The organism is Hyphomonas jannaschiana VP2 (assembly GCF_000685215.1).
GTDB classification, from domain to species: Bacteria; Pseudomonadota; Alphaproteobacteria; order Caulobacterales; family Hyphomonadaceae; genus Hyphomonas; species Hyphomonas jannaschiana.
Window position 1 is genome coordinate 1 of the sequence record NZ_ARYJ01000017.1, and the last position, 11,753, is coordinate 11,753.

Annotated in this window: 11 protein-coding genes and 1 pseudogene; 6 read left to right on the forward strand and 6 right to left on the reverse strand. The window is 64.5% G+C overall.

The genetic code is table 11. The annotated features are described in order from the left end of the window. Positions 1–284: pseudogene (locus HJA_RS16600) on the reverse strand (hypothetical protein); the annotation flags it as partial. Between the two features lie 209 nt (positions 285–493). Beyond that, positions 494–1,642 carry a serine hydrolase domain-containing protein gene (locus HJA_RS16605; protein WP_035584517.1) on the reverse strand — a complete coding sequence of 383 codons (1,149 nt, stop codon included), beginning with the start codon at positions 1,640–1,642 and terminating at the stop codon, positions 494–496. A 107-nt stretch (positions 1,643–1,749) separates the two neighbouring features. Here HJA_RS16605 and HJA_RS18605 point away from each other — a divergent pair, with 107 nt between their 5' ends. Continuing rightward, the gene (locus HJA_RS18605; RefSeq protein WP_051597824.1) at positions 1,750–2,232 is read left to right on the forward strand and encodes an Lrp/AsnC family transcriptional regulator; all 483 of its coding nucleotides are present in this window, start codon (positions 1,750–1,752) and stop codon (positions 2,230–2,232) included. A 9-nt stretch (positions 2,233–2,241) separates the two neighbouring features. Here HJA_RS18605 and HJA_RS16615 read toward each other — a convergent pair whose 3' ends face one another. Next, a complete protein-coding gene (locus tag HJA_RS16615; protein ID WP_035584520.1) occupies positions 2,242–3,309 on the reverse strand; it encodes a citrate synthase/methylcitrate synthase in 1,068 nt (355 codons plus the stop codon). A gap of 80 nt (positions 3,310–3,389) precedes the next feature. Between HJA_RS16615 and HJA_RS16620 the strand changes: the two genes are divergently transcribed. Then, entirely contained in the window at positions 3,390–4,523 is a 1,134-nt protein-coding gene (locus HJA_RS16620; RefSeq protein ID WP_035584522.1) for a citrate/2-methylcitrate synthase, read from the forward strand. 6 nt (positions 4,524–4,529) lie between these two features. Here the strand turns inward: HJA_RS16620 and tkt are convergent, their stop codons facing one another. Then, positions 4,530–6,518: a transketolase gene (tkt, locus tag HJA_RS16625; RefSeq protein WP_081814780.1), complete on the reverse strand. Its 1,989-nt coding sequence runs from the start codon at positions 6,516–6,518 to the stop codon at positions 4,530–4,532. A gap of 86 nt (positions 6,519–6,604) precedes the next feature. Here tkt and HJA_RS16630 point away from each other — a divergent pair, with 86 nt between their 5' ends. The 4 genes from HJA_RS16630 (at position 6,605) to HJA_RS16645 (ending at position 8,080) form a co-directional block, all read left to right on the forward strand. Beyond that, a complete protein-coding gene (locus HJA_RS16630) occupies positions 6,605–6,874 on the forward strand; it encodes a DUF4164 family protein (protein ID WP_051597825.1) in 270 nt (89 codons plus the stop codon). Positions 6,875–6,878: 4 nt separating this feature from the next. Then, the gene (zapA, locus tag HJA_RS16635) at positions 6,879–7,187 is read left to right on the forward strand and encodes a cell division protein ZapA (protein ID WP_035584532.1); all 309 of its coding nucleotides are present in this window, start codon (positions 6,879–6,881) and stop codon (positions 7,185–7,187) included. Between the two features lie 95 nt (positions 7,188–7,282). Further along, positions 7,283–7,489 carry a twin transmembrane helix small protein gene (locus tag HJA_RS16640; protein ID WP_035584535.1) on the forward strand — a complete coding sequence of 69 codons (207 nt, stop codon included), beginning with the start codon at positions 7,283–7,285 and terminating at the stop codon, positions 7,487–7,489. Between the two features lie 18 nt (positions 7,490–7,507). Continuing rightward, positions 7,508–8,080 carry a cob(I)yrinic acid a,c-diamide adenosyltransferase gene (locus HJA_RS16645; RefSeq protein ID WP_035584549.1) on the forward strand — a complete coding sequence of 191 codons (573 nt, stop codon included), beginning with the start codon at positions 7,508–7,510 and terminating at the stop codon, positions 8,078–8,080. A 99-nt stretch (positions 8,081–8,179) separates the two neighbouring features. On the opposite strand, the gene HJA_RS16650 is transcribed toward HJA_RS16645, so the two are convergent. Both HJA_RS16650 and mprF read right to left on the reverse strand, forming a co-directional pair. Continuing rightward, positions 8,180–9,139, reverse strand: coding sequence for an MBL fold metallo-hydrolase (locus HJA_RS16650; RefSeq protein ID WP_051597826.1), 960 nt, complete (start codon positions 9,137–9,139; stop codon positions 8,180–8,182). A gap of 57 nt (positions 9,140–9,196) precedes the next feature. Next, the gene (gene mprF / locus HJA_RS16655; RefSeq protein WP_081814781.1) at positions 9,197–11,743 is read right to left on the reverse strand and encodes a bifunctional lysylphosphatidylglycerol flippase/synthetase MprF; all 2,547 of its coding nucleotides are present in this window, start codon (positions 11,741–11,743) and stop codon (positions 9,197–9,199) included. Positions 11,744–11,753: the final 10 nt, after the last annotated feature.

An 11,753-nucleotide genomic window follows, 5' to 3' on the forward strand; every position in this document is an offset into this window, starting at 1 on the left:
GCGGACTTGCCGCGCACGCAGCCACAAACCGAGACAGGCACATCGCTGCCAAGGGCAGGATGTTTCCAGCGGGGAATGTGCGGCGCTTCATATGTATAGAGATCATCGGGCGGCGGGGCATCAGCCAGGCAAACGAGTCTTATATTGCCGAAACAGTCCACCGCCATCAACGCTTCGCGCCCGGTGCGCGCATGCCAGCGGGCGACGCGCACCAGGTTCCACACCAGCCACGGCCAGAACAGCGGCCAGACATGGTTGAAGTAGCGTTGAAGGTCAGGATGCATGCCCTCAAAGATGGGGCCGGCCCCTATCAGACGAACTCAGACCACCCCCACCGTGTCATACCGGAAAACGCGAAGCGTTTATCCGGGACCCAGTTCTGTCGCGACGACAATGTTTCCGGGTCCCGGATAAGCCCTGCGGACTTTCCGCGATGACATGCTGAGGGTGTGGGAGAGCGCCACGCCTCTCCCCGAACGAGACCGCAGACATGTCAGCCTGCGACCACCTCGCGCAGGCATTGACCGAATAGCGGCCCGAATATCTCTTCATCCGACCTGTTCATGTAAAGCACCAGCACAGAGTCACGCGCGGGCACATAGAAGCCGGCCGTAAAGTATCCGTCGACGCCGCCCGTATGGCCAAGAACCTCCGTCCCTTCGCGGGATGTCATGATATCGAGCCCAAGACCATGCTCGCGGCGCTTGCGCTCCAGAACCGGGTCGGCGGCCATGACGCGGCCAATATCCTCGAACCGGCCGCCGGGAGCCAGAAGGGCCCGCAACCAGATCACAAGATCTGATGGCCGCATCATCATGCCGCCATCGGGCCCAGTATTTTCCCGCGACTCAAACATATCCGCCCACGGATCGAAGGGAGATCCGTAACCATGGATCGTATCGCCGGGCGGAAACACGGCGTCATAATATGTATGCTGTAGGCCAAGCGGCTCGATCAGCTCGGCCTGAAGCAGGCTGGCGACAGACTTGCCGCTGACGGCTTCCAGCGCCAGGGCGACAAGGTGGTAGTTCGTATTGGAATAATCATAGACCGTGCCGGGCACTTGCGTTGCGGGCAGCCCCCGAATGGCATGCAGGACGAGGGCCGGCGTGAGGCGCTGGGAAATATCCCAGTCTTCTTCGTAAAAACGTTCGCTGTAATAATCCGGCACGCCCGACGTATGGTTCAGCAGTTGACGGATTGTCGGGTCCAGCCCCTCCGGAAGCTGCGCCATGACGGCGGGGTCCACATAAAGGCTGAGCGGCGCCTCAAGGTCGATCTGCCCTGCACCGGCCATCTTCACCGTCAGGGCCGCCATATAGGTTTTGCAGATGCTGCCTGCGCGCATCACAGACTCCATCCGGATGGGGGCCCGGGTTTCCCGGTCTTCATAGCCGCGGGTCAGGGAAATCCGCCCGTCCGGACGGTCTACCATCAGGAGGATGCCCGGAACCTCCTCAACCGGCACGGCCTCCAGCACAGCGGCCAGCCGCGCTTCCAGCGAGGCGTCCGGCAAGGCGTCTGGCGCACCAGCCGGCTCCGGCGCCGCCTTCCCTGCTGTGCAGGCCGCCAGAGGCAAGAGGCATGCGCCCCCTGCCATGGCCAGAAGATGACGGCGGGAAAGATCAGGCGGCTGGAACATGCTGTACCTCTGCGGGAACTGAGTTTCCGGGAATCTACCGGAAACCAGAAGGCCAATCTCGCATATTTTGGTTGCCTGAAGGGCGATTTTCGTCGTCTCATGGAGAAATGACAACGAATATCGCCACAATCACCCCTGTCGCGCTGGACTCATTCGACCGGCACATCCTGCGCATCGTCCAGCAGGACAACCAGATGACACATGCCGAGATCGGCGCGGAGGTGGGGCTGTCCCTGTCCGCCGTGCGGCGGCGTCTCAACCGCTTACGGCAGGATGGCGTGATCGCGAAGGACGTCTCCCTTTTGTCTCAGGACGGACTGGGCGTGCGCCTGATTGTGGCCGTGACCTTTGAGCGGGAGATCCCGGAAGCCATCGATGCCTTTGTGGCAGACATGCGCGAAACTCCGGAAGTGCTGCAGGTCTATCACGTCTCCGGTCCGCTGGATTACATCCTCGTCGTCCAGGGGCCGAGCCTTCAATGGTATGAGGCCTGGGGCAAGACCGTTCTGATGACCAATCCGAATATCCGGCGTTACGACACCCATGTCGTCTGGTCGTGCCAGAAATTCGAGACGGCCCTGCCGCTCTGAGGCTGACGCTCAGGCCATTTCAGGCACAGGCCCCATATAGACCGAGCGCGGGCGCACCAGGCGGCCTTCGGCGATCTGTTCGCGGGCATGGGCCGTCCAGCCGAGGATACGCCCACAGGCGAAGGTGGCGGTGAAGGCTTCGCGGGGGATCTGGAGCGCTTCCAGCAGGAGCGCGGTGGAGAACTCCACATTCGTCTCCAGCGTGCGGTTCGGATACTTTTTCGCCAGCCGTCCGAGGACGGTCTTTTCAATATGATCGGCAAAGGCGATCCGGCCCGATGTGCCCGGCAGGCGGGCAACAGCCGCTTTCAGCGCATCGGCGCGGGGGTCGCGTACACGGTAGACCCGGTGGCCGAAGCCCATCAGGCGCTCGCCCCGTGAAAGGGCGTCATCGATCCAGCTTTCCGCATTTTCCGGCACGCCGATCTCGTCCAGCATGTCGAGCACGGGACCCGGCGCCCCGCCATGCAGCGGGCCTTTGAGGGCCGAAATGCCGCCCATCGCCGCCGAGACCAGCCCGGCCCGTGTGGAGGCAACAACGCGCGCGGCAAAGGTCGAAGCGTTCAGGCCATGATCGCAGACCGTGACGAGATAGGCGTCGAGCGCCCGGGCCTCCGCCTCCCCCGGCACTTTGCCGGTGATCATCTTCAGGAAGTCAGCAGACTGGGACAGATCTGCCTCCGGCGCAATCGGGGCCTGACCGCGTTCACGGCGCACGGCGGCAGCCGTGAAGACCGGCCCGGCCGCAGCAAGGCGGATCGCCGAGTCGAGACTCTCATCGTCTTCCAGCAGCGACCAGCCCGTGCGGAGGAAACGGATGATGTCGAGCCCATCCGGAATCTGCGTGACGAGACGGAACGCATCCACCCGCGCGGCGCCGAGCCGGGCGCCGAGGTCTGCCACATCCGGCAGGTCATCAAAGAAGCCCTGCCACAAAAGGTGCGCGGCATCTTCATAGGCCATCGAGGCAGCGAGCAGCTGAACCGGCCAGCCGCGGATGACCAGGCGGCCATTCTGCCCGTCCACATCCGACAGGATGGTTTCAGCGGCGACAACATTTTCCAGACCGGAATCCATTTTCGATCTCCTTCAATTATTTCGCCGTTCATGTCGCGCTAGGGCTAGCGTTCGTCAATCTTGATCAATATAATCAACATATGAGCTGGATTGGACGAGACGACGCGCTGGAGGCGCTGGGCGTGAAACCCCAGACGCTTTACGCCTATGTGAGCCGGGGGCTGATCGCCTCGCGGCCGGACGAGACCGACCCGCGCGCGAGCGTCTATTCCGCCGCAGACATTGCAGGCCTGGTGAAACGCCGGCGCAGCGGACGCGGCCGTCAGGCCATCGCCAGCGCCGCCATTTCCTGGGGTGACCCGGTGATGGAAACCGCCATCACCACGGTGCGGGACGGCAAGCTGATCTATCGCGGAAAAGATGCCGTGAAGCTGGCCGCGGACGCCACGCTGGAGGAAGCCGCCGCGCTTTTGTGGCAGGCGCCCGCCCCCTCGCCCAGCCGCCCGGCCACAGGAAAAGAGGCGGCAGGAGACACCGGCAAGGCCAGGCTGCTCGCCTTTCTGGCCGACCGGGCAGCCCATGATCCACCCAGCTTCGGGCGCGGCAGCGCGGCCTTGTCAGAGGACGGGGCACAATTGCTGGCCGGCGTCTGCACGGCCGTAACGGGCACAGGCGGACGCGGCTTCTATCACCAGCGCCTTGGCCGGCACTGGGGCCTCTCGCCCGGGGGGACGGACCTCTTGCGCCGCGCGCTGGTGCTGGTGGCAGACCATGAGCTGAACCCGTCGACCTTTGCCGCGCGGGTCGCCGCCTCGACCGGGGCGCCGCTGGCCGCGTGCGCGCTGGCAGGCTGCGCGGCGCTGACCGGGCCGCTGCATGGCGAGGCGTCCGCCCGGGCGCTTGCCTATCTGAGGCTGGCAATGAAGGACGGGCCGCAAGCGGCGCTCTCCGGCATTGCCGCAAGGGGCGAACGCATCCCGGCCGTCGGCCACACGCTGTACCCATCGGGGGATCCGCGCGCGGCAGCCCTGATCCGCTGGATGAAGCCCGCCCCTGCCCTGAAGCGGGCGATCAAGGCCGCTGAAGCCGCGAGCGGGGAAGCCGCCAATGTCGACATGGCGCTGGCCGCCCTGTCCGTGCAACTCGATTTGCCGGAGGATGCGCCCTTCCTGATCTTTGCCAGCGGGCGCATGGCAGGCTGGATCGCGCATGCGATCGAGCAACAGGGAAGCGGCCGGCTCATTCGTCCGAGGGCGAATTATACCGGCGGCTGAACCCGTTTAGGCGATCCGCTTTTTCACTTCGGTCACAACCGCCTGCGCCGTAATGCCGAACTTCTTGTAGAGATCGGTGTAAGGCGCAGAGGCACCGAAGCTGTTCATGCCGACAAAGCCGCCATCTTCGCCGATCCAGCGGTCCCAGCCAAAGCGGACACCGGCTTCGACCGCCACGCGCGGCGCGGTGCCAAGAACGGACTTCTTGTAATTGCCGTGCTGCTGTTCGAACAGTTCGAGGCAGGGACAGGAAACGACGCGCGCCGCGATGCCGTCTTCGGCCAGCATGGCCTGGGCTTCGAGGGCAATCTCGACTTCCGACCCGGTCGCCAGAATGGTCGCCTGCGCCTTGCCCTTGCAGTCGGACAGGACATAAGCACCCTTGGAGGACAAATTATCGTCCGTATGCGTGGTGCGGGCCGGAGCAACGCCCTGACGCGTCAGCGCCATGGTGGACGGGCCGGTCTCGTTGGCGATGGCGAGTTCCCAGCACTCCGCCGTTTCCACGCCGTCCGCCGGGCGGAAGACCAGCATGTTCGGCATCGCGCGCAGCGAGGCGATATGCTCGACCGGCTGGTGCGTCGGACCGTCTTCGCCGAGGCCGATGGAGTCGTGCGTCATGACATGCACAACGCGCGTACCCATCAGGGCGCCGAGACGGATGGCGCCGCGCGAATAGTCCGCAAACACCAGGAAGGTGCCGGAATATGGCAGGATACCGCCGTGCAGCGCCATGCCGTTCATCGCCGCCGCCATGCCATGCTCGCGCACGCCATAGTGTACGTACCGGCCAGCCCAGTTCTTCGGCGTCATCGGCTCTGTATGGCTGGTCTTGGTGTTGTTGGACCCGGTGAGGTCGGCCGAACCGCCGACCATTTCCGGCACGAGATGCGTCAGCACTTCGAGCGCTGCGCCGCTCCACTGGCGGGTGGCTTTCTTCTCGCCGCCTTCGGCAACCGCCTTCTTGTGCTTGTTGATCGCCTTGGCGATGTTCTTCGGCAGCCGGCCGGTCATGGCGGCATTGAACTCGCCCTTGTGATCGGACGCCGCGAGGCGCTTCTTCCAGGCCTCATGCTCCTTCTTCGAGCGCTCGCCGGCTTTCAGCCAGGCTTTCTCGATCGCGGCCGGCACTTCGAAGGGCGGGTATTTCCAGCCGATATTTTCGCGGATGCCTGCGACTTCCTCAGCGCCGTAGGGGCCGCCATGGGCCTTGCCGGTGCCGGCAATTTTCGGCGCGCCGTAGCCGATGATGGTCTTCATGGCCAGCATGACCGGCTTTTTCTGCTTCTTCGCCCAGGTCAGCGCAGCCTCGACGGCCTTTTCGTCATGGCCGTCGACTTTCTTGGTGACCCAGCCAGAGGCTTCGAAACGGGCGCACTGGTCGGTATTGTCGGAAAGATCCGTGCCGCCATCGATGGTGACGGAATTGTCGTCGAAGAGAACGATCAGCTTGTTCAGTTTCAGGTGTCCGGCCAGCGTGATCGCTTCCTGGCTGATGCCTTCCATCAGGCAGCCATCGCCGGCGATGACATAGGTATGGTGATCGACGAGGTCATCACCGAAGCGCGCGTTCAGGTGACGCTCTGCCATCGCCATGCCGACAGCGGTGGCGATGCCCTGCCCCAGCGGGCCGGTGGTGGTCTCAACGCCCGGGGTGACGAAGTTTTCCGGGTGGCCCGGCGTCTTCGCGCCCAGCTGGCGGAAATTGCGGATGTCGTCGCGGCTGACAGATTTGTAGCCGGTCAGGTGCAGCAGCGAATAGATCAGCATCGAGCCGTGGCCGGCCGACAGGACGAACCGGTCGCGGTCTGCCCAGGCCGGGTCTGCCGGGTCGAATTTCAGGAATTTGCGGAACAGCACAGTGGCTGCATCCGCCATGCCCAGCGGCAGGCCGACATGGCCTGATTTGGCGGCTTCCACCGCATCCATGGATAGGGCACGAACGGCATTTGCCATGTCCCGGTTGGTTACAGCCATTCTGCTGATCTCCCTCAGTCGCTCCGGAAGTGTGCTAGGCCAGACTCCCGCAGCTACGTCAAGCCGCTTGGCGTAGCTGCGTATTGAGTTTAAGCCTTGGTTTCATGAGCGACATCGACCGCGAATCGCGCCGCCTCGATGCGGCCATCCGGCGCCTGGAGGGGGCCGTGGACGGCTTGCTGGCGCGCGCCGGTGATCCTGATGTGGTCGCCGCAGAAATGGCAGCGCTTGTGTCTGACCGGGAAAGACTGGCCGAGGAACTCGACGCCTCCCTTGCCCGCGAGACCGAATTGCAGGCCCTGGCAGACGAAGCCAGCTCGGCCCTTGGCGCCGCGATTGAGGAAGTCCGCGCCGCCCTCGGCAAGGAGGGCTGACGGCATGGCCAAGGCCGACATCACCTTGCGCGGCCGGAACTATTCCATCGCCTGCGCGCCCGGACAGGAGGCGCGGATTGTCGCGCTGTCACAGCAGCTGGATGCACGGGTGAAGCATATTGCCAGCGCCGTCGGCGACATCGGGGAAGACCGGTTGCTGCTGATTACCGCGCTCGCCCTGCTGGACGAACTGGATTCCGCGCGGCGCACCGGCGGGTCCTCCCCTGCTGCGGAGCAAAAGGCAGCGGAGGCCATGGCGTCGGTGTCCGAGCGGATCGAGGCGCTTGCCGCCCGGCTGGAATCCGGCGGCTGAGGCGAGACAGGCCGGGCGCGACGCTTTCGCGCCTGTCCCCCGGGCCTCGCCAGCCTATATTAGAGTGATTACAAGGCCGGAAAGGCGGACACGACATGCAATTGCTGATTACCATTCTGTTTTACGGCGCCCTGGCGGCCCTGCTGGTCGTGCTGGGCCTCGGCATCGCCAATCTGGCCCGCACGGACGAGAACCAGCCGAGCCGCTCCAACAAGCTGATGCGGCTGCGCGTTTTCATTCAGGCGATTGTGATCGCGCTTCTCGTGATCATCGGCTTCATGGCCGGCGCCATTCATTTCTGACATGCCTGAGGAGACCCCATGGTCAAACTCGACAAGATCTATACCCGCACCGGCGACAAGGGGCAGACCCGCCTGTCGACCGGCGAACAGGTGGACAAATGGCACCCGCGCGTCGCCTCCTATGGCTGCGTGGATGAAGTGAACGCCGCGCTCGGCGTCGCCGCGCTGCACGCCGAAGACGAAATGCTGACGGCCATACGCCGTATACAGAACGACCTGTTCGACCTCGGCGCAGACCTTGCGACGCCCGACCGCGGCCGTGTGCTGGAATGGACGCCGCTTCGCATCGTGGAATCGCAGGTGAAGCGGCTGGAGGAAGAGATCGACGCGATGAATGCGCGTATTCCCCCGCTGGACAGTTTCATCCTGCCGGGCGGATCACCGCTGGCCGCGCAACTGCACGTCGCGCGCACCCTCTGCCGGACGGCGGAGCGGAAAATCGCGGAACTCTCCGGCATGGAGAATGAGCCCGTCAGCCCCGAAGCGCTCGCCTTCATCAACCGTCTGTCTGACTGGCTGTTCGTCGCCGCCCGCGCAGCGAACAGCAATGGCGCGGACGATATTAAGTGGGTGCCGGGGGCGAACCGGTAAGGTTCCCTACTAGTCATCCTTCGACTTCGCTCAGGATGAGTCCGTACACTTGAAGCGCTCATGCTGAGCGACGTCGAAGCACGAGCGCGGGCTTGAGACCTAGCGCCGCATCGCGTCCCGCGTTTCGGCCATCAGGGCGAAGAGATCCATCACCGGCGTCACCTGACCGTCACCGCGATATTCGCGGTAGAGGCTGTCGACATTGACGGCGATGCGCTCAGCGTCGCCCCAATTCGCATAGTCACCGAGCGCGATGTCCAGCGCCGCTTCACGCACGCTGAGCCCGGCATCGAACCGTTTGCGGGCCTCGGCATCAATATAGGCAAGATAGTCGGCGACACGCCGCACGCCCGCCTTGTCCGTGATCGGACCATGCCCTGGCACGATCACATCGGCGTCCATGCCGATGATCGTCTCGCAGGCAGTAATCCAGTTCTTCACCGGCCCCGCCCACATCAGGGGTGTGCCGTCAATGAACAGGATGTCGCCGGTAAATACGATGCGGTCCTGCGGCACATGGACGATCACATCGCCGCCCGTATGCGCAGGGCCAACCTCGATCAGTTCAACCGTCTTGTCGCCAATGGTCAGGTCCATCCGGCCTGTGAAGGTCTGGGTTGGCAGACGCTCCTCGACCGCATCGAAATCGAACGGGCCGAAAATATCGGCGAAATAGGTGCCCGCCGGACCGAGTTGCCCGCCCATTTTCTTGAACTGGGCCAGCATGGCGGGCGGCACTTCAGCCATTTCCTTGGCGCTCGCATCCGAGGCGATGATCTCCGCATGCGGACAGCAGCCATTGCCGTGACAGTGATCGCCATTGGCATGGGTGTTGACGATGGTGCCGATCTCTTCGGCGCGGACGCCTGAGGCATCCGCCATGGCGCCCAGCATGTCGCGCGTCAGGTGCATGTCGAACAGCGTGTCGACCAGCAGCGACTGGTCCCCGTCCACGATCAGGCCGGCATTCGACCAGCCCCAGCCGCCATCCGGCTGGAGCCAGGCATAGAGGCCGTTGCCAATATCCTTCAGGCCGTGCGTGTATTCCCAGCGTGCCATCACTGTCTCCCTGTTTTGCGCGCATCAAGGCAGACCCGCAGGCCCGGCGCAAGGGCGCTACTTGTGGAATATCCGGGCGAGGCCACCGCTCGTCAGGATGGCGACATCCGCCAGCGCCCCCGGCAGAGCCCGCGCATTCGGCGCGGCGAGATAGAGCGGCTCCCACACAGGATGGAACTTGTCCTTGTAGGCCCGCAGGCCCTCAAAGCCGTAAACGGCATTGGCATGTTCGAACAGGAAAGCGCCGACGCGCGTCATCGCCGGAGCGAGGCGGTGGGCCTCCAGCCCGGAGAGCGGCGCCATGCCAAGATCGAACCGCTGGTAGCCCGCCTCTTTCGCCCACAGCATGGCCGAGATGAAGAGATAGTCCATCACCGCGCGCGGGGCCGCCGCAGAGAAGCGCATCAGGTCAATGGCGATCTCATGCTTCCCGGCACCTGGCCAAAGATTGGCGAAGGCCACGATCTCCCCGTCCAGCCGGGCGATGGCAATGGGGAAATTCACGATATAGTCCGGCGCGAACCGGCCGAGGGAAAAGCCCTTCTCCGCCCCGCCATGCGCGTCCAGCCATTGCTCGGAAATCTCATGCAGACGGTCCATATGCGCCGGCACGTACGCTGGGGCCAGCACTTCAAAGCTCAGCCCGTCACGGCCGGCACGGTTATAGACCTGCCTGAGGCGCGCCCTGTCCGGGCCTTCCAGCGAGAACGCCTCCAGCGGCACAATCGCCGTTTCGCCGATTTTCTGGACGGCAAGACCAAGCTCGACGGCGAGGGGCAGGAAATCGCGGCTGATTGCATAGAACACAAGGCCCGCACCGGCGGCGTCGGCGGCTTCCCGGAAGGACCAGACCAGCGACGGGATTTCTTCGGCAAGCCCGACAGGCTCCCCCATGGCAACCCAGTGGCCGCCCCGCACACTGAACATGATGAAAGACCGCCGCGACGGGCTGAGGTGGAACCGCATGTCACCGCTGAGCGCCAGTGCGGCATCGGGGCGGGCCATGTCTGCATCTGCGATAATCTGCCGGATGTCTTCCATCGGCGGCGCCTCTTCCGGCGGGGCGTGCAGCGGGCGCAACCAGTTCCAGGCAAGATACAAGAACGCCAGAACGCTGACCCCGCCTGCCGCCCTCAGAAAGCGCGAGGCGCCGCCCTCCAGCGCCACCTGCCACCAGAGATCGTCCCGGTATTCGACATGCTGATAGGAGAAGAGCCCCAACCAGATTACGGCGCCAAGCGTCGCGATGACGGCTGCCGCCATGACCGGGGTCAGCCGCGTTTCCGTCAGCGGCGTCGCACGGTAGAAGGCAGGACGCGCCAGGCCCAGCAGCGCCAGAACGATCAGGAGCGGCAAGGCCTCGCCCGGTGTGGCGCCCTTGGTAAGCGTCAGCACGCCGCCTGCAACCAGCAGACCCATGGCCACCATCCAGGCATGGCTGAGCCGCCGCGACAGGCCATTCGCAACGATCAGCAGAAAGAGGCCGATAATCGAGGCCAGGAAGTGCGACAGCTCGATCACCGGCAGAGGCAGGTACCGGGCCGCGGCCATCAGCGGCGCCACCAGCGCAGGCGTCATCGCCGCCACAAGAAGATAGGCACCGCTTGCGAAGGCGAGCAGACCGAACACGACGGGCGCAAACAATGTGGCGATGTCCCCTGCCCCGCGCCCGAGCCCCTGAAGGGCCGGCCCATGGCGGGTGAAGAGACGCCGGCTCATCCCAGCTGCAGCAAGCGCCAACGGCACGAGATAATAGATCACGCGGAAGGCGATCAGGCTGGCGACCAGCCCCTCCACCGGACTGGACGGAACGAGCAACAGAATGACTGCTTCGAACACGCCGATGCCACCCGGCAGGCCGCTGAGTCCGCCCGCGAGGCATGCGAGCGCAAAGATCGGGACAAACGCCGCAAAGCCGATCGCGGTCTCCGCAGGGAGAAGGGCGAACAGCACCAGCCCCGCCGCTGTCCAGTCCGCAAAGCTGACCGCGACCCGTACAATCACGCCCTGCCATCCGCCCGGGCCGAGCAGGCTCGCATTCCCAACGTGCCACAGGACAAGCGCCAGCAGGACGCAGCCAATCCCGATGGCTGCCTGATCCGGAAGACCGAAATGCACCGGGAATGCCGAGGATTCGAATACGAGGCCGAGCCCGCTGAGGGCCAGCGCCCCGACCGTCAGGCTGATCCGCACGAGGCGTGAAACGGCCGCGCTTTCATCTTCCGACAGGCCTAGTCCACCATAAATCCGGGTCCGGACATTGGCGCCGGTCAGTTCCGCCTCACCAAGGGAGTTGCCGATGGCCTGTGCGGTGAAGGAAATGAAGGCGAGCTCGCGCCACGAGCGTGCAAGGCCCAGATGGCGCAGTGTCAGGCCATCCCTCAGCACAACCATTGCATAGCTCGCCAGCATGCCGGCCAGGGCAATCAGAACAGCCGGCCAGGCCAGCGCACCGAACCTGGCATACACCTGATGCATGGAAAGATGATCCAGCTTGCCATGAATCGCATAGATGGCGGCAGCGAACGCCAGCAGGGCGAGCAGTACCGGGACCGGATTGCGCCGGGGCGGATCATCCTGCGGCATATTCCTGTCCGCACTCATCCACGCCCCC

Excerpts from the sequence above, each read along its gene's own strand:
- HJA_RS16605 (WP_035584517.1), bottom strand. The coding sequence starts at position 1,642 with ATGTTCCAGCCGCCTGATCTTTCCCGCCGTCATCTTCTGGCCATGGCA.
- HJA_RS18605 (WP_051597824.1), top strand. The coding sequence starts at position 1,750 with ATGACAACGAATATCGCCACAATCACCCCTGTCGCGCTGGACTCATTC.
- HJA_RS16615 (WP_035584520.1), bottom strand. The coding sequence starts at position 3,309 with ATGGATTCCGGTCTGGAAAATGTTGTCGCCGCTGAAACCATCCTGTCG.
- HJA_RS16620 (WP_035584522.1), top strand. The coding sequence starts at position 3,390 with ATGAGCTGGATTGGACGAGACGACGCGCTGGAGGCGCTGGGCGTGAAA.
- HJA_RS16630 (WP_051597825.1), top strand. The coding sequence starts at position 6,605 with ATGAGCGACATCGACCGCGAATCGCGCCGCCTCGATGCGGCCATCCGG.
- zapA (WP_035584532.1), top strand. The coding sequence starts at position 6,879 with ATGGCCAAGGCCGACATCACCTTGCGCGGCCGGAACTATTCCATCGCC.
- HJA_RS16640 (WP_035584535.1), top strand. The coding sequence starts at position 7,283 with ATGCAATTGCTGATTACCATTCTGTTTTACGGCGCCCTGGCGGCCCTG.
- HJA_RS16645 (WP_035584549.1), top strand. The coding sequence starts at position 7,508 with ATGGTCAAACTCGACAAGATCTATACCCGCACCGGCGACAAGGGGCAG.
- HJA_RS16650 (WP_051597826.1), bottom strand. The coding sequence starts at position 9,139 with ATGGCACGCTGGGAATACACGCACGGCCTGAAGGATATTGGCAACGGC.
- mprF (WP_081814781.1), bottom strand. The coding sequence starts at position 11,743 with ATGAGTGCGGACAGGAATATGCCGCAGGATGATCCGCCCCGGCGCAAT.